Origin of the sequence: Citrobacter sp. Cpo221, assembly GCF_030332345.1 — a bacterium.
Taxonomy (GTDB): domain Bacteria; phylum Pseudomonadota; class Gammaproteobacteria; order Enterobacterales; family Enterobacteriaceae; genus Citrobacter; species Citrobacter portucalensis.
Genome location: NZ_JAOWIA010000058.1, coordinates 385,895 through 403,329, shown reverse-complemented (window position 1 = coordinate 403,329; position 17,435 = coordinate 385,895). Strand labels below are relative to the sequence as shown.

Sequence of the window (17,435 nt, the reverse complement as noted above, 5' to 3'; positions counted from 1 at the left end):
GCATTTTAGGACAATATGCAGCGAGTTAACAGTACCAGTTAATCGGTCTGTACGCCGCGCAGAGTCGAGGTAAGCACCAGATGGCCGCAATACGAGAGCAAAGTGTTTGTTAATTCGGCAAATCCATACAAGCATGTAACAAAATAATACAAGCGTAACGCGTCGTTACGTATCAATAACCCAAAAATGGATAGTTGCATTTTTAATTCGGGGTATTTCAAGAATGAATTTCAGATAATTCTAAAGAATATTCTTAAATATAATGCGGTTATTTCTGAGAATAGAAAAATTGAAGACGTCAGAGGCTTATCCCGCCGACGTCATCAATTGAGGAAACTTAGTTACGGCTGAGAATACCACGACGGTACAGATTACGCCGTATACGCGTTAAACCTGGTTTTGGTTTACGCGGTTCGTCCAGACTTGCCAGTACAATCTCCAGCACGCGTTCTGCGACATCGCGATGGCGCTGTGCCACTGCCAGTACCGGGCACTGTAGGAAATCGAGCAGTTCGTGATCGCCAAAAGTCGCAATCGCTAAATCAGACGGCAGTTGCCCATCACGACGCAGGGTCACATCCATCACGCCCTGCAACAGGGCAAACGACGTGGTAAACAACGCCTGAGGCATTGGGTGCGTTTCCAGCCATTTATCAAACAACTGCGCAGCTGCTTCCCGCTCATAGCTGTTGGCGTACAGGAAATGGACTTCACGCGGATCGTCCTTCCACGCGGTACGAAAACCCTGCTCGCGCAGGAAACTGACGGATAATTCAGGAAGCGCGCCCAGATAGAGGACGGTTTCAGCAGGGAATTTGCGTAACTCCTCTGCCAGCATTTCCGCATCATCCTGATCCGCACCCACAACGCTGGTAAAATGTTCGCGGTCCAGTGCACGGTCCAGCGCCACAATCGGGAATGAACTGTTTGCCCAGCGTTGGTAGAACGGATGCTCAGGCGGCAAAGAAGTCGACACAATAATGGCATCGACCTGGCGCTGTAAAAGATGCTCAATACAGCGCATTTCGTTATCCGGCTGATCTTCAGAGCAGGCAATCAACAGCTGATACCCACGCTGACGCGCCTGGCGTTCCAGATAGTTTGCGATCCGGGTATAGCTTGTGTTCTCAAGATCCGGGATCACCAGCCCGATAGAACGTGTGCGTCCAGCACGCAGCCCGGCCGCCACGGCATTCGGGTGGTAATTATGCTCACGCACCACCGCCATGACTTTTTCAACCGTTTTGTCGCTTACGCGATATTGCTTTGCTTTGCCATTAATAACGTAGCTTGCAGTCGTTCGCGAAACGCCGGCCAACCGAGCGATTTCATCCAGTTTCACAATTGCCCCTTGCGTAAAATGTACAAACCATAACCTTTTAGATGGCATGGGTTAAACTTCTTAACATCTAAGCGCAGAATAATGACTGCGGCAACCGCTTTTGTCTCTGGTTACTGCTGATTTCGCAAAAAAAAGCGCAGCAGGTAGCATCAGCGCAAACGGGTACGTTACATGTAGGCCGGATAAGACGTTTATGCCGCTATCCGGCATGACCTCCACGATGAGGTCTGATATCGCTGTGCTTACCAGGCCTACGGTTGACGATTAGCGCATAATTTTATCGCCACGGGAGAGTCCCACCACGCCGGAACGAGCAACTTCCACAATTTTGGCGACTTCACGTAGGGTTGCCAGAAACGCATCCAGCTTGTCGCTGGTGCCCGCCAGTTGTACGGTGTAGATAGACGGCGTCACGTCGATGATTTGCCCGCGGAAAATCTCCGTGTTGCGTTTCACCTCCTCCCGGCCATAACCGCTGGCCTGGATTTTCACCAGCATGATTTCTCGTTCAACGTGGGCACCCTGCCCCAGCTCGCTAACGCGCAGAACATCCACCAGTTTGTGGAGCTGCTTTTCGATCTGCTCAAGGACTTTCTCATCCCCTACCGTCTGAATCGTCATCCGCGATAAGGTCGGGTCATCGGTCGGCGCGACGGTCAGGCTTTCAATGTTGTAACCACGCTGGGCGAAGAGGCCAATCACCCGCGATAATGCACCCGACTCGTTTTCCAGCAATACTGATAATATCCGGCGCATAATCAGGTCCTCTCCGTTTTGCTTAGCCACATTTCATCCATCCCACCCCCACGAATCTGCATCGGGTAGACATGCTCACTGCCGTCGACGGTGACGTCGACAAACACCAGGCGATGGTTACGCACATGCTCCAGCGCTTCACCCAGCTTGCTCTCCAGTTCATCTGGATGATTAATCTGGATACCGATATGCCCATAAGCCTCAGCAAGGCGCACAAAATCGGGCAGCGACTGCATGTAAGACTGAGAGTGACGCCCGGAGTAGATCATATCCTGCCATTGTTTGACCATGCCGAGATAACGGTTGTTAAGGTTGAGCACCAGCACCGGCAGTTCATACTGCAGCGCCGTCGACAGCTCCTGGATATTCATCTGAATGCTGCCATCCCCGGTGACGCACACTACCGTTTCATCCGGCAACGCCATTTTCACCCCTAACGCCGCGGGTAAACCGAATCCCATCGTGCCGAGGCCGCCTGAGTTAATCCAGCGACGCGGTTTATCGAACGGATAATAAAGTGCGGCAAACATCTGATGCTGGCCAACGTCAGAGGTCACATACGCCTCCCCTTTCGTCAGACGCCAGATGGTTTCAATCACCGCCTGCGGCTTAATGCTTTCGCTTTGCGTGTCATATTTCAGACACTGACGGGCGCGCCAGTGCTCAATCTGTTGCCACCAGTCACGGTTATCATCCAGTGGCTGCTGTGATTTCTCCTGCTCCAGCAGTTCGAGCATTTGATCCAGCACCAGACGGGCATCACCCACAATCGGAATATCCGCAGTAACGGTTTTAGAAATAGAGGTCGGATCGATGTCGATATGCAGCACGGTCGCATTCGGACAATATTTTGCCAGGTTATTCGTCGTTCGATCGTCAAAGCGAACGCCGACAGCAAAGATCACATCGGAATGATGCATGGTCATATTCGCTTCGTAGGTACCGTGCATCCCTAACATACCCAGCGCCTGACGATGCGTGGCCGGAAACGCGCCCAACCCCATTAGCGAGGAGACAACCGGCAGATTCAGCGCTTCAGCAATCTGAGCTAACTGCTCATGGCAAGCAGCATTGACCGCTCCACCGCCCACATAGACAACCGGTTTCTTCGCCGCGACCAGCGTCTGTAGCGCCCGTTTGATCTGTCCCTTATGTCCCGTCGTCGTCGGATTATACGAGCGCATACTCACCGAGTCCGGCCAGCTATAAGGCAGTTTCTTCGCCGGATTCAGAATATCCTTCGGCAAATCCACCACCACCGGTCCTGGGCGACCTCTTGCTGCCAGCCAGAAGGCTTTTTTCAGCACCTGTGGGATATCTTCCGTTTGTTTGACCAGGAAGCTGTGTTTTACCACCGGGCGGGATATACCTACCATGTCGCACTCCTGGAAGGCATCGTAGCCAATCAGCGACGTTGCGACCTGTCCGGAGAGGATCACCAGCGGAATGGAATCCATGTAAGCCGTTGCGATTCCGGTAATCGCGTTGGTCGCCCCCGGTCCGGAGGTAACTAATACAACACCCACTTCTCCCGTGGCGCGTGCAAGGCCATCAGCCATATGTACCGCAGCTTGTTCATGGCGAACCAGCACATGATCAATACCGCCGACCGTATGCAGCGCATCATAAATATCGAGAACGGCCCCCCCGGGATAACCGAATACCTGCTTCACACCCTGATCGATGAGCGATCGGACGACCATCTCGGCTCCAGACAACATCTCCATGGCTTGCCTCACTCTTATAATGAATTACGGTTTAACAACACATTAACCGCTGACGATGACGCATGGCAATTGACTCCGAAGGGGTGGCACTGGAGTAAATAAGAATAAAAAGGAGGAAAGACGCGAATAAACGGAGAATTAAACCAGCATAAGCAATCAGTATGATAAAAAATCGCTTAAAAATGGGAGCTTACAGCAATTACTCTATTTTTTGACACTTTTGGACAGACGTAAAAAAATAGAGTTCAGCATAAAATTTCAGTTATAAACTTAAAAGCAGAATAAACAGGATGTACCGCCCGGTTTACTCTGCCAAATGCTACTGCTTACAAACGGAGACTAACAGCTCTTCCATCCATTGATGCCCTTTATCTCGGCCTGCGGCTTCATGCCATGAAAGATAGCATGTGCGGCTGTTCAATTTTAACGGTAAAGGCAAGATCTGTAGTTCTAAAGAATCGGCAAATTCTTCTGCTAACCAACGTGGCGCAATAGAGACCAAATGCGTTTGCGACACAATATTAAGAACGCTAATTAATGCCATGCCCTGATAAGCCACGCAGGATTGTTTATCCGGTGTGTCATACCACGGTTGGCTGAATGATGCGAAGCGATCAAGTGACACCACCGCATGCTGTTCATTATAGACATCACTTTCCAGTAAAGGGCCGCTAATGCGCGGATGCTTTTTACTTGCCACTAACACCATTTCGTCATTGAATAACGGAATACTGGTAAATTCAGGACGTCGGAACTCTTCATAGCTAATAACGAATTCAGTTTCCTGGTAACGTAATTGATGCTCTGTATTTTGATTGAGTGAAGATTTAAATACGACATGAATGTTTGGTGCAACTTGCTCAACCCGATTATAAATCAATGACGTCAGGATATTATCCAATGGGCTGCACACGCAAAGATTGAATACGCGTTCGCTGCTGGCTGGTTCAAAGCCCGATCCAGGCAGTTCATTTTGCACTAATTGCAATGCCTGGCGAACAGAACCAAATAGCTGGAAGGCTCTTGCTGTCGGCTGGATACCGCGTCCATAACGAACAAAAAGCTCATCATTAAACATCACTTTCAGGCGCGCAACCGCATTACTGACAGCGGGTTGCGACATCCCCAAAGTATGCGCGGCACGGGTAATGTTTTGTTCTTGCATCACCGCATCAAAGACGGTTAATAAATTAAGATCAACCATGCGAAGTTGTGGCTTCCCCATATCTATAATATTTGTTTTATCTATTATTTTTACTTCTGGCATATTTAACTCCACTGTCACTCTAAACTCCCTTTTCCCAGACGGAGTGAAGAAATAATCTCCGTTAATATGATTTACCATACATATAAGATGAGAAAAAGAAAAAACATTAAAATTAGGAAAACATAAAGGCACAAACCTAAATGAACAAAAGACCAATGCGAGCGCAGTGTGGCAGGTGTCACTGCACGGTGATTCATATGTTTAAATTTCAAAAACAATATAACCATAAGCGTGGCGAATACACAATCATACATACAGTGAATGTATATTTAAGTTTTAATTAAATGTTTATATTATTAATACATTAAAAGTTAACATTAATTTATCAATTATGTGGTATCACACCGTTCCAACCCATTCATAGTCACTATAAAAACAAATAAATCATGAGGATAAAAAATCCCAGAGGCGGAGTTTTCTCCAGTTCGCCGTTACAATAAATGCAAATAATTATGCTCAAATATGTCAAACCATGAAAAACATGTACAACCATCAACTGATTAATTTTATGTACCCCAAAAAATTCAGCACAATTCGCTTAAGTTTTGCCGAAACTTCCCCCCTCAAGTGAGGCATTTGCTAGGGTGAGGGTTGACATCAGTCTTCATATCCAGTACCACTAAAAGCATATCGCATTCGCCTGGAGCTTAATTGATGACTTACATTGCTCGTTTCAACGGTCTACTACTACTAAACGCATCTTCATTGCGCGGTAGACTGGTGGACGACATTCAGCATTAAGTCAGCTCCAGTTAAGACAAAAACCCGCGCCGTTGCGCGGGTTTTTTTATGCTCGAAGCAAGGCGCCCTAAGAAACCAAGGACCTAAACCATGAGCCAGCAAGTCATTATTTTCGATACCACCTTACGCGATGGTGAACAAGCGTTACAGGCAAGCCTGAGTGTGAAAGAAAAACTGCAGATTGCGCTGGCCCTTGAGCGTATGGGCGTTGACGTGATGGAAGTGGGTTTCCCCGTTTCTTCACCGGGCGACTTTGAGTCAGTTCAGACCATTGCTCGTCAGGTTAAAAACAGCCGCGTTTGCGCCTTAGCACGCTGCGTAGAAAAAGATATCGATGTTGCCGCAGAATCGCTGAAAGTTGCTGAAGCTTTCCGTATTCATACGTTTATCGCCACCTCGCCGATGCACATCGCGACGAAATTACGCAGTACGCTGGATGAGGTCATTGAGCGCGCGGTCTACATGGTTAAGCGTGCGCGTAATTATACCGATGACGTGGAGTTCTCCTGCGAAGATGCAGGCCGTACCCCTATCGCCGATCTGGCTCGCGTTGTTGAAGCTGCTATTAACGCGGGTGCCAAAACCATTAACATCCCCGATACCGTCGGTTACACCATGCCTTTCGAATTTGGGGCAATCATTTCTGGCCTGTATGAACGCGTACCAAATATCGATAAAGCCATCATCTCCGTACACACCCATGATGATTTAGGTTTGGGCGTCGGCAACGCGCTGGCAGCCGTTCACGCCGGAGCGCGTCAGGTGGAAGGCGCGATGAACGGTATCGGCGAACGCGCCGGTAACTGCTCACTGGAAGAAGTGATCATGGCGATCAAGGTGCGTAAAGATATCCTGAATGTACAGACCCGCATCAATCACCAGGAGATCTGGCGTACCAGTCAGTTAGTCAGCCAAATCTGCAACATGCCTATTCCGGCAAACAAAGCCATTGTCGGTAGCGGCGCCTTTGCCCACTCCTCCGGCATCCATCAGGACGGCGTACTGAAAAACCGTGAAAACTACGAAATCATGACGCCTGAATCCATTGGTCTGAACCAGGTACAGCTGAACCTGACCTCCCGTTCCGGACGCGCCGCGGTGAAACACCGTATGGACGAGATGGGATATAAAGAAAATGAATACAGCCTGGACAACCTGTATGACGCATTCCTGAAACTGGCGGATAAAAAAGGTCAGGTATTTGATTACGACCTGGAAGCGCTGGCCTTCATTAATAAACAGCAGGAAGAGCCAGAGCATTTCCGTCTGGATTACTTCAGCGTGCAGTCCGGCTCAAACGACATCGCCACCGCCTCCGTCAAGCTGGCCTGCGGTGAAGAAGTTAAAGCCGAAGCGGCGAACGGTAACGGTCCAGTCGATGCTATTTATCAGGCTATCAACCGTGTAACTGAGTACAACATCGAACTGGTGAAATACAGCCTGACCGCCAAAGGGCACGGTAAAGATGCTCTGGGTCAGGTGGATATCGTTGCCAACTATAACGGTCGTCGTTTCCACGGCGTCGGTCTGGCGACAGATATCGTCGAATCTTCTGCTAAAGCGATGGTGCATGTGCTGAACAACATCTGGCGCGCCGAAGAAGTCGAAAAAGAATTGCAACGCAAAGCTCAGAACAACGAGAACAACAAGGAAACCGTGTGATGTCGAAGAATTATCATATTGCTGTTTTGCCGGGTGACGGTATTGGCCCGGAAGTGATGGCGCAAGCCCTGAAGGTACTGGACGCAATCCGCAACCGTTTTAACATGCGCATTACCACCAGCCACTACGACGTGGGTGGTGCCGCGATTGATAACCACGGTCAGCCGCTGCCACCTGCAACGGTTGAAGGCTGTGAACAAGCTGACGCCATTCTGTTTGGTTCCGTTGGCGGCCCGAAATGGGAAAACCTGCCGCCAAACCAGCAGCCAGAGCGTGGCGCGCTGCTGCCATTGCGTAAGCACTTCAAATTATTCAGCAATCTGCGCCCAGCTAAGCTCTACCAGGGGCTGGAAGCGTTTTGCCCTCTGCGCGCAGATATTGCCGCGAACGGTTTCGACATCCTGTGCGTACGCGAACTGACTGGCGGGATTTACTTCGGTCAACCAAAAGGCCGCGAAGGCAGCGGACAACATGAAAAAGCCTTTGATACCGAGGTTTATCACCGTTTCGAGATCGAACGTATTGCACGTATCGCGTTTGAATCCGCTCGCAAACGTCGCCGTAAAGTTACGTCGATTGATAAAGCTAACGTACTGCAAACGTCTATTCTGTGGCGCGAAATCGTCAATGAAATTGCTAATGAATACCCAGACGTTGAACTGGCGCATATGTACATCGACAACGCGACAATGCAGTTGATTAAAGATCCATCCCAATTCGACGTGTTGCTGTGCTCTAACCTGTTTGGTGACATTCTGTCCGATGAGTGCGCCATGATCACCGGTTCGATGGGCATGTTACCGTCCGCCAGCCTGAATGAGCAGGGTTTTGGTTTGTACGAGCCTGCTGGCGGTTCAGCTCCGGACATCGCCGGGAAAAACATTGCCAACCCTATCGCCCAGATCCTGTCGCTGGCGCTGCTGCTGCGCTACAGCCTGGATGCCAATGATGCGGCAACCGCAATTGAGAGCGCCATCAACCGCGCATTAGAAGAAGGCATTCGCACCGGTGACTTAGCCCGCGGCGCTGCCGCAGTCAGTACCGATGAAATGGGCGACATCATTGCCCGTTACGTCGCAGAAGGGGTGTAATCATGGCCAAAACGTTGTACGAAAAATTGTTTGATGCGCACGTCGTCTTTGAGGCGCAAAACGAAACCCCACTGTTGTACATCGACAGGCATCTGGTGCATGAAGTGACCTCTCCGCAGGCGTTTGATGGACTGCGCGCGCATGGCCGTCAGGTACGCCAGCCAGGTAAAACCTTTGCCACCATGGATCACAACGTCTCTACCCAGACCAAAGACATCAACGCGTCGGGTGAGATGGCGCGCATACAGATGCAGGAGCTGATTAAGAACTGTAACGAATTTGGCGTCGAGCTGTACGACCTGAACCATCCGTATCAGGGTATCGTTCACGTGATGGGGCCAGAACAAGGCGTGACGTTGCCGGGTATGACCATCGTCTGCGGCGATTCCCACACCGCTACACACGGCGCGTTCGGCGCACTGGCGTTTGGCATTGGCACCTCTGAAGTTGAACACGTTCTGGCGACGCAGACCCTGAAACAGGGGCGCGCCAAAACCATGAAGATTGAAGTCAACGGTAAAGCAGCCCCTGGCATTACCGCCAAAGATATTGTGCTGGCTATTATCGGTAAAACCGGTAGCGCAGGCGGTACCGGACACGTGGTTGAGTTTTGTGGCGAAGCCATCCGTGCATTGAGCATGGAAGGCCGGATGACCCTGTGCAATATGGCCATTGAAATGGGCGCCAAAGCGGGTCTGGTCGCACCGGATGAAACGACATTTAACTATGTTCAGGGTCGTTTACACGCACCGAAGGGCGAGGATTTTGACCACGCGGTTACATACTGGAAAACCCTGAAAACCGACGACAACGCGACGTTTGATACCGTCGTTACCCTGCAGGCAGAAGAGATCGCTCCGCAGGTCACCTGGGGAACAAACCCGGGTCAGGTCATCTCGGTGAACGATAATATTCCCGACCCGGCGTCATTTGCCGATCCCGTTGAGCGTGCATCAGCTGAAAAAGCGCTGGCGTATATGGGGCTGAAACCGGGTATTCCGTTAACGGAAGTGACTATCGATAAAGTGTTCATCGGTTCCTGCACCAACTCGCGTATTGAAGATTTACGCGCCGCGGCAGAAATCGCCAAAGGGCGCAAAGTTGCGCCGGGTGTGCAGGCACTGGTGGTGCCGGGCTCTGGTCCAGTGAAAGCGCAGGCGGAAGCAGAAGGTCTGGATAAGATCTTTATCGAAGCCGGTTTTGAATGGCGTTTACCGGGCTGTTCCATGTGCCTGGCCATGAACAATGACCGCCTGAACCCAGGCGAACGCTGCGCATCCACCAGCAACCGTAATTTTGAAGGTCGTCAGGGCCGCGGTGGTCGCACGCATTTAGTCAGCCCGGCCATGGCCGCCGCTGCCGCCGTAACCGGTCATTTTGCCGACATTCGCAGCATCAAATAAGGAAACTACCATGGCAGAGAAATTTACCCAGCATACCGGCCTGGTTGTCCCACTGGATGCCGCCAACGTTGATACCGACGCAATTATCCCTAAACAGTTTTTGCAGAAGGTTACGCGCACCGGTTTTGGCGCCCATCTGTTTAACGACTGGCGTTTCCTGGACGAAAAGGGCCAACAGCCGAATCCTGAGTTCGTTTTAAACTTCCCGGAATATAAAGGGGCATCAATTCTGCTCGCACGGGAAAACTTTGGCTGCGGCTCTTCACGCGAACATGCGCCGTGGGCACTGACCGATTACGGCTTTAAAGTTGTTATCGCACCAAGCTTCGCCGACATCTTCTACGGCAACAGTTTCAATAACCAACTGTTGCCGGTGACCCTGAGCGACGCGCAGGTAGATGAAATGTTCGCGCTGGTGAAAGCCAATCCGGGCATTAAATTTGAAGTGGATCTGGAAGCGCAGGTGGTGAAAGCAGGCGATAAATCCTACAGCTTTAAAATTGACGACTTCCGCCGTCACTGCATGCTGAACGGTCTGGACAGCATCGGGCTGACGCTGCAGCATGAAGCGGCCATCACCGAGTACGAAGACAAGCAGCCAGCGTTTATGCAGTAATCTCTTCCGCTGGTCACCGCACTGTGGCCAGCCCTTTCTCTTCGCCTAAAGCGTATCGCCGTAATAGATTTGGTAGCCAAGATTGACGCTGCCCGGTGCAGCTTTCCCGTTCAAACGCTTAATCAGAATATCCGCCGCCGTTTTGCCAATCTCAAAGCGTGGCGTAATCACACTGGCGATTTTTTGCAGCCGCGCACGGCCAATTTCCAGCCCGTGGAAACCGGCAATCGCCATTTTTCCCGGCACATCGTACTGCTGTGCCTGACACTCCAGCAACGCGCCAACCGCCAGGTCATCGTTGGTACAGAAAATAGCGTCAATATCCGGCTTTTCCCCCATCGCCTGCTGGAACATCTTGCGTCCCAGCGCCACCGACGAAATAGTTTTTGGCGCCAGGTGGTACGCTTCCAGTCCCTGCGCCGCCAGCGCTTTCTCGGTGCCGCGAAAACGGCTGAGGTCTCGGGGGTCATCCATCGAGCCAAAGAAAGCAATGCTGCGTTTACCGCTGTCAATAAAAGCCTGCGTCATTTCAAACGCGGCTTTTTCGTTATCAAACCCAACCTGTATATCAAGATACTGGCCGCTAATATCCATCAGTTCCGCCACCGGTACGCCGCTGGCGCGCACGTACTGGATCATCCGCTCGGTATGCAGCTTTCCCGTGAGGATCAGGCCGTCGATATTGTAAGAGAGCAAGTTCAGCACCTCACGTTCTTCACGCTCGGCATCATATTCGTAGTTGGCGATCAGCGTCTGGTACTGGCAGGCCGAGGTGACGGATTCAATCCCCGCCAGCACGTCGGCAAAGATCTGATTACGAAACGAGGGGATCAGCACACCAATGGTTTTGCTGCGTGCGTTGAGCAGAATTTCCGGGGCGCGGTTGGGGATGTAGTTGTTCTCTTCCATCACTTTCGAAATCAATTCGCGGCTGCGTTGCGACACCTGATTCGGGTCACGCAGATAACGGCTGACCGTCATCTTATTCAGCCCGGCCAGATTAGCGATATCCTGTAATGTCATCCGATTGTTTTTCATGAGGTTCTCTACGACCAACAGCCCATTATGCTCGCAGAGAACCTTATCACAGCCGGTTAGCGACTGCACTCCTCGCTCAACCTTAACGCGTAGCCATCTCAGCCGACGGCGACGTGGTTTCATTTTGCGCACGAACGCAGTACATCAGCACCACCGACGCCAGCAGAGCAATCGCCATGAAGGTGTAGGAGACGCCCGGCCCGCCGGTCACGCCGTTGAGGTAACCCACCAGCCACGCGCCGAGGAATGCCCCTAACGCGCCAAAACTGTTGATCATCCCCATCGACACGCCGGAGACGTTGCGTGGCAGCAGTTCGGGGATCAGCGCAAAGAACGGCCCGTAAGGCGCATACATACAGGCGGCGGCCACAACCAGCAGCGCGTAGGAGAGCCAGAAGGACTGGTTGCCCAACAGCCACGAGGCAAAGAACGCGATAGCGGCAATCAACAGCAGCGGCCAGATAAACAGTTTACGGTTCTGGAACTTATCGGACAGCCAGGAGACTGTCAGCATCAGGCAAATCGCCGCCAGATACGGCACCGCTGCCAGCCAGCCCACCGCCACGATGTCCATCTGCGCCGCATTTTTGAGGATTGACGGCATCCACATCATGAAGCCATACACCCCGATGCTCCAAAGCGCATGCACCGCGCAAAGCATAATGACGCTGCGTGAACGCATCGCTTCACCGTAGTTACGCATCGGTTTGATGTCGCGCTGCTCGCGATCCATCGCCTGCTGTAATGCCTGTTTCTCCTGCTCGCTCAACCAGCCCGCATCCGCCGGTTTGTCGCGTACCAGAATCACCCAGCAGAACGCCCAGATCACCGCCGGGATACCTTCGATAATAAACATTTCGCGCCAGCCCCAGGCTTCAATCAGGTAGCCGGAGACTATCGACATCCACAGCACTGTGACCGGGTTGCCGAGAATTAAAAAGGTGTTGGCGCGCGAGCGTTCAGTTTTGGTAAACCAGTTGCTGATATAAATCAGCATCGCGGGCATCACCGCCGCTTCGACGATGCCGAGAATAAAGCGGATCGCCATCAGCGTTGGGATATTGCTGACAAAGCCGGTCGCCGCGGCACAAAGCCCCCAAAGGATCAGGCTGTAAAAAATCATTTTGCGCACGCTATGCTTAACGGCGTACATCGCGCCCGGCACCTGGAAAAAGAAGTAGCCCAGGAAGAATAACGCGCCAATTAACGATGCAGTTCCCTGAGTAATCCCCAAGTCATGTTCAATACCCGCGGCAGCGGCAAAGCCGTAATTGGCGCGGTCAAGATAAGCTAAGCTGTAGGTAATAAAAATAATCGGCATTAAATACCACCAGCGACGTGCTGGCAGTTTTGCGAGCATATTCATACTCACTCCTTGGATTATTGTTTTCGCTGGCAAGCCACGACTGCGGCCCATTATTTATCAGACCGCGGCGAGCATGCCGCCGTCCACAAACAGAAGATGCCCATTCACAAAGTCAGAAGCGGGCGCGGCAAGATAAACCGCCGCGCCGATCAGCTCCTCCGGGTTACCCCAGCGAGCGGCGGGAGTGCGCTGGAACAGCCAGGCGGAGAATGCTTCATCGTTGACCAGCGCGGTGGTCATGTCGGTGGCGAAATAGCCGGGAGCAATGCCGTTGACCTGAATATTGTATTCCGCCAGTTCCACGCACATGCCACGGGTTAACATTTTGACCGCGCCTTTTGACGCCGCGTATGGAGTAATGGTTTTACGACCTAATTCGCTTTGCATTGAGCAGATATTAATAATCTTCCCGCGGCGGCGTTGCACCATGTAGCGGGAAACCTGCTGCGACACCAGAAAGACCGATTTCTGGTTTACATCAATCACTTTGTCCCATTCAGCCTCAGGGAATTCGGTGAAGGGGTAACGACGCTGAATTCCGGCGTTGTTAATTAAAATATCAATGGCCCCAACTTCCTTTTCGATTTGCGCGATGGCGCGCGCCACCTCTTCCCCGTTGGTGACATCAAATCCATAGCCAACAGCGCGATAGCCTTCGGCCACCAGTTTGTCCGCCGCCGCCTGCGCCCGCTGCTGGGTGATGTCGTTAATCACAATCTCAGCACCGTGCGCCGCCAGACCGCTGGCCAGCAGGTTACCAATGCCCTGAGCGGAACCGGTAATCAACGCGCGTTTGCCGGTAAGGTCGAATAGGTTTTTCATAAAAAACTCCTTTTTTAATAACTGTTACGCGTAACTGTATACGCGTAACAGTAGAAAAAAGAAGATCCAGGAAGAGGAAAATGATCGTTATGTGATCAAAGTTACATTTACGTGCAAGATGAAAAAAAGAGGGATAGGCCTGATAAACATAACGCGATCAGGCCGTAGGGACAGGTTGCCGGATGGCGGCGTAAACGCCTTATCCGGCCTACAAAAACGAATACAAAATATCGCCAGGCCGAGCGCTGCAACGCCGGGAAATTCCCGGTACGTATTAAACGTCCTTCACCCGCCCGGTCATCCACAGCGTCACCACCGAAATCACCGCAATTACCCAATAGACGGCATAGTGACCGTAGCTTTGCGCAACTGCCCCCTGAATCACCCCAGCCAGAATGACTCCCGTTGAAATACTGTTGGTAAATAATGTGGTCGCTGATCCCGCACGTCCGGGCATCAGATCCTGAAACCACAGCATGCCTATCCCGGCGATAATACCGATAAATACCGCGTTAAACAGTTGCAGCACCAGCAGCGCCGTACGGCTGTGAAAGAAGATCAAACCAAGATAAAACAGCACACCTGCCGCTACGGCCGCGATCATCATTCGCCGTTTGCCAAAGCGCTTCACGTAATAGCCCGCAAGAATCATCGCCGGAATTTCCAGTCCAGCTGCCGTCCCCATTAGAATCCCGGCCAGCTTGTCCGGCAAGCCCAGTTCGAGGCTTATCCACAGCGGCATATCGATGATGTACATGGTGTTGCAGGTCCACATCAGCGTGGAGGCAATAAACAACATACGCACATTTTTGTCCTGCCAACCGCCGGTCTGTTCCAGCGGCACATCTACAGGCTGCTCCACCCGAGCAACTGACGGCAGTATCAGCGCAATCAGCACCAGGCTAATGGCAAAAATCCCTGCGGCAATGGAAAACATCGCCGTAAAGCCGTAATTCAGCGCCAGCATAAAAGCCAGCGGAGGGCCAATTACCCAGGCCAGTGAAAGCTGCGCACGCATCACCGAGCTAAACATCACCACTTCACGCGCGGAGTTATCAGCATATTCCCGCGCCAGCGCAAACAGCTGCGGCATGGCGGTGTTCGCCAGCGAGGCCAGCAGCACACCGCAGGTGATCAGCGTAAGATAGTGACGATTAAAGGCAAACAGCAACGCATTGCCAATTGCCATCAGGCAGCAGAACATGATCAACTTACGTCGATCGCCCTGGCTGTCGGATCGTTTCGCAAGGCCAAGGCTGACTACGATCCCGACAATCGCATTGACGGTGTAAAACAGCCCGACCCAAAATGGCTGCGCCCCGACTTCACGGCTCAGGAACAGACTCAGCGTGGGTGCCTGCAATGCCCCCGCCACGCCCATCATAAAAGCGACCAGCATAAATGCCGCGTAAACGCCGTTGAGGCGCCGTCCCATGGTCATAATCCAGAGCATATCTTTCCTTTTAAGCGCAGCTGAAACGAAAAAAGCCAGCAGATAATACCTGCTGGCGGGTGAACGAGGCTGTATCCTGCACCAATACTCAGTCACACATGATGTCTGCAATTTCCAATTCAGGAGTCAGATGTCATCTCCCACTGCATCAGCTCTTCGAGCATCTTTAAGCGCTGCGGGGCACTCGGGCAAGCCAACCAGGACGATTTTTCTGTCGCGGTAAAGTACTTCAACCAGAACTGACGCATAGATGACCCCTTCGTTGTCTCATCGCTTCATCGGAATCTATTATTGGCTTAATATAGGGATTATAAAATTGCTGAGTTTTCCGCAGGAGTTCCCCTTTTATGTCTTCTGGTCGTTTGCAACAACAGTTCATCCGTCTGTGGCAATGCTGTGACGGTAAGACGCAAGACACGACGCTCAACGAGCTGGCGGATCTACTGAGCTGCTCGCGTCGCCATATGCGTACGCTGCTTAATACCATGCAGGATCGTGGCTGGTTGACGTGGGAAGCTGAAGTTGGACGAGGTAAACGCTCGCGACTGACATTCCTCTATACCGGGCTGGCGCTCCAGCAGCAGCGCGCGGAAGACCTACTGGAACAGGATCGTATCGATCAACTGGTGCAGCTTGTCGGTGACAAAACGGCCGTCCGGCAAATGCTGGTCTCCCACCTTGGCCGCAGCTTTCGCCAGGGTCGGCATATCATGCGCGTTCTCTATTATCGCCCGATGCACAACCTGCTCCCCGGTACGGCATTACGCCGCTCCGAAACCCATATCGCCCGCCAAATCTTCAGTGCCTTAATTCGGGTAAATGAGGAAAATGGGGAACTGGAAGCGGACATTGCCCATCACTGGCAGCAAATTTCACCTTTGCATTGGCGATTCTTCCTGCGCCCGGGGATCCATTTTCATCATGGCCGCGAGCTGGAAATGGAAGATGTTATCGCCTCGCTGAGGCGCATTAACACCCTGCCACTGTACTCACACATCACGCAAATAGTTTCTCCCACGGCCTGGACGCTGGATATCCATCTGGCCCAGCCAGACCGCTGGCTTCCCTGGCTATTGGGGCAGGTCCCGGCCATGATCCTGCCGCGAGAATGGGAAACGCTAAACAACTTTTCCAGCCACCCGATTGGTACCGGTCCGTATGCGGTAATGCGCAACACCAATAACCAACTGAAAATTCATGCATTTGATGATTACTTTGGCTACCGGGCGCTAATCGACGAAGTTAATGTTTGGGTATTACCCGACATCGGAGAAGAACCTGGCGGCGGGTTGACGCTAAAAGGTCCCACAGAGGATGAAAAGGCGATCGAAAGCCGCCTCGAAGAAGGCTGCTACTACCTGCTGTTTGATGCGCGTAGCCACCGTGGCGCTAATCAGGAGGTCCGTGAGTGGGCAAGCCGCGTTCTCTCGCCAACGAATTTAATCTGCCACGCCGATGAACAGTACCAGCGGTTGTGGTTTCCCGCCTACGGTTTGCTTCCCCGCTGGCACCACGCCAAACCTGGCCATGGTGAAAAACCCGCCGGGCTGGAAACGCTGACGATCACCTACTATCGCGATCATATCGAACACCGGATTATCGCGCAGATCATGAAAACGTTGCTGGCGCAGCATCAGGTACAGTTGAATATTCAGGAGATCGACTACGATCAATGGCATGCAGGTGAAATCGTCAGCGATATCTGGCTCAACAGCGCCAACTTTACCCTCCCGCTGGACTTCTCACTGTTCGCCCATTTGTGCGAAGTCCCTTTGCTGCAAAACTGTATCTCGCGGGACTGGGAAAACGATGCGGCTCGCTGGCGAACGGGCGAAATGAGCCTGGCAGCATGGTGCCAACAGCTGCTCGCCACAAAGGCCATTGTGCCATTAATCCACCACTGGCTGATCATTCAGGGACAGCGCAGTATGCGCGGGCTGCGCATGAATACCCTCGGCTGGTTTGATTTTAAATCGGCGTGGTTTGCGCCGCCAGATCCATAAGAGCCAGCTCTTAATTGCTGCCCGGCAACAAAATCACTACACTAACGCCGTTCTCAACGGGGTGCTATGCAATATGCTGGCTGAGAGATACCCGTCGAACCTGATCCGGATAATGCCGGCGAAGGGATTTGAGGCTTATCTCAAGTCC

Annotated in this window: 15 protein-coding genes and 1 riboswitch; of the genes, 6 read left to right on the top strand and 9 right to left on the bottom strand. The window is 52.0% G+C overall.

The features are described from left to right. Positions 1-337: 337 nt before the first annotated feature. The 4 genes from cra to leuO all read right to left on the bottom strand — a co-directional run bounded on the left by cra (position 338) and on the right by leuO (position 5,092). On the bottom strand, positions 338-1,342 hold the full coding sequence (gene cra / locus OGY72_RS19515) for a catabolite repressor/activator (RefSeq protein WP_003018794.1): 1,005 nt from the start codon (positions 1,340-1,342) through the stop codon (positions 338-340). Between the two features lie 264 nt (positions 1,343-1,606). Then, positions 1,607-2,098, bottom strand: coding sequence for an acetolactate synthase small subunit (gene ilvN / locus OGY72_RS19510; protein ID WP_003829566.1), 492 nt, complete (start codon positions 2,096-2,098; stop codon positions 1,607-1,609). A gap of 2 nt (positions 2,099-2,100) precedes the next feature. Further along, the gene (gene ilvI / locus OGY72_RS19505) at positions 2,101-3,825 is read right to left on the bottom strand and encodes an acetolactate synthase 3 large subunit (protein ID WP_286548911.1); all 1,725 of its coding nucleotides are present in this window, start codon (positions 3,823-3,825) and stop codon (positions 2,101-2,103) included. Between the two features lie 319 nt (positions 3,826-4,144). Continuing rightward, positions 4,145-5,092, bottom strand: coding sequence for a transcriptional regulator LeuO (gene leuO / locus OGY72_RS19500; protein ID WP_020996231.1), 948 nt, complete (start codon positions 5,090-5,092; stop codon positions 4,145-4,147). Between the two features lie 654 nt (positions 5,093-5,746). Here leuO and leuL point away from each other — a divergent pair. The 5 genes from leuL to leuD all read left to right on the top strand — a co-directional run bounded on the left by leuL (position 5,747) and on the right by leuD (position 10,605). After that, on the top strand, positions 5,747-5,833 hold the full coding sequence (gene leuL / locus OGY72_RS19495) for a leu operon leader peptide (RefSeq protein ID WP_048998978.1): 87 nt from the start codon (positions 5,747-5,749) through the stop codon (positions 5,831-5,833). A 90-nt stretch (positions 5,834-5,923) separates the two neighbouring features. After that, positions 5,924-7,495 (top strand): 2-isopropylmalate synthase, encoded by a 1,572-nt coding sequence (gene leuA / locus OGY72_RS19490; protein WP_003829569.1) that lies wholly within the window; start codon positions 5,924-5,926, stop codon positions 7,493-7,495. Continuing rightward, positions 7,495-8,586: a 3-isopropylmalate dehydrogenase gene (gene leuB, locus OGY72_RS19485; protein WP_003829570.1), complete on the top strand. Its 1,092-nt coding sequence runs from the start codon at positions 7,495-7,497 to the stop codon at positions 8,584-8,586. Before leuA ends, leuB begins: the two co-directional genes overlap by 1 nt. A gap of 2 nt (positions 8,587-8,588) precedes the next feature. Further along, positions 8,589-9,989: a 3-isopropylmalate dehydratase large subunit gene (leuC, locus tag OGY72_RS19480; RefSeq protein ID WP_063941101.1), complete on the top strand. Its 1,401-nt coding sequence runs from the start codon at positions 8,589-8,591 to the stop codon at positions 9,987-9,989. 10 nt (positions 9,990-9,999) lie between these two features. Beyond that, positions 10,000-10,605, top strand: coding sequence for a 3-isopropylmalate dehydratase small subunit (gene leuD / locus OGY72_RS19475; protein WP_003829572.1), 606 nt, complete (start codon positions 10,000-10,002; stop codon positions 10,603-10,605). Between the two features lie 45 nt (positions 10,606-10,650). Here the strand turns inward: leuD and idnR are convergent, their stop codons facing one another. The 5 genes from idnR to sgrT all read right to left on the bottom strand — a co-directional run bounded on the left by idnR (position 10,651) and on the right by sgrT (position 15,532). Continuing rightward, on the bottom strand, positions 10,651-11,643 hold the full coding sequence (gene idnR / locus OGY72_RS19470) for a DNA-binding transcriptional regulator IdnR (protein WP_126956898.1): 993 nt from the start codon (positions 11,641-11,643) through the stop codon (positions 10,651-10,653). 82 nt (positions 11,644-11,725) lie between these two features. After that, positions 11,726-13,009, bottom strand: a complete 1,284-nt coding sequence (locus tag OGY72_RS19465) for an MFS transporter (RefSeq protein WP_003829574.1) — start codon at positions 13,007-13,009, stop codon at positions 11,726-11,728. A 57-nt stretch (positions 13,010-13,066) separates the two neighbouring features. Continuing rightward, entirely contained in the window at positions 13,067-13,831 is a 765-nt protein-coding gene (idnO, locus tag OGY72_RS19460; RefSeq protein ID WP_123268699.1) for a gluconate 5-dehydrogenase, read from the bottom strand. 274 nt (positions 13,832-14,105) lie between these two features. Continuing rightward, a complete protein-coding gene (locus OGY72_RS19455) occupies positions 14,106-15,284 on the bottom strand; it encodes a sugar efflux transporter (RefSeq protein WP_003829576.1) in 1,179 nt (392 codons plus the stop codon). A gap of 119 nt (positions 15,285-15,403) precedes the next feature. Further along, a complete protein-coding gene (sgrT, locus tag OGY72_RS19450; protein WP_003829577.1) occupies positions 15,404-15,532 on the bottom strand; it encodes a glucose uptake inhibitor SgrT in 129 nt (42 codons plus the stop codon). A 99-nt stretch (positions 15,533-15,631) separates the two neighbouring features. Here sgrT and sgrR point away from each other — a divergent pair, with 99 nt between their 5' ends. Continuing rightward, positions 15,632-17,287 (top strand): HTH-type transcriptional regulator SgrR, encoded by a 1,656-nt coding sequence (sgrR, locus tag OGY72_RS19445; RefSeq protein ID WP_148362453.1) that lies wholly within the window; start codon positions 15,632-15,634, stop codon positions 17,285-17,287. A gap of 47 nt (positions 17,288-17,334) precedes the next feature. Next, positions 17,335-17,432: riboswitch (TPP riboswitch) on the top strand. The last annotated feature ends 3 nt before the right edge of the window (positions 17,433-17,435 follow it).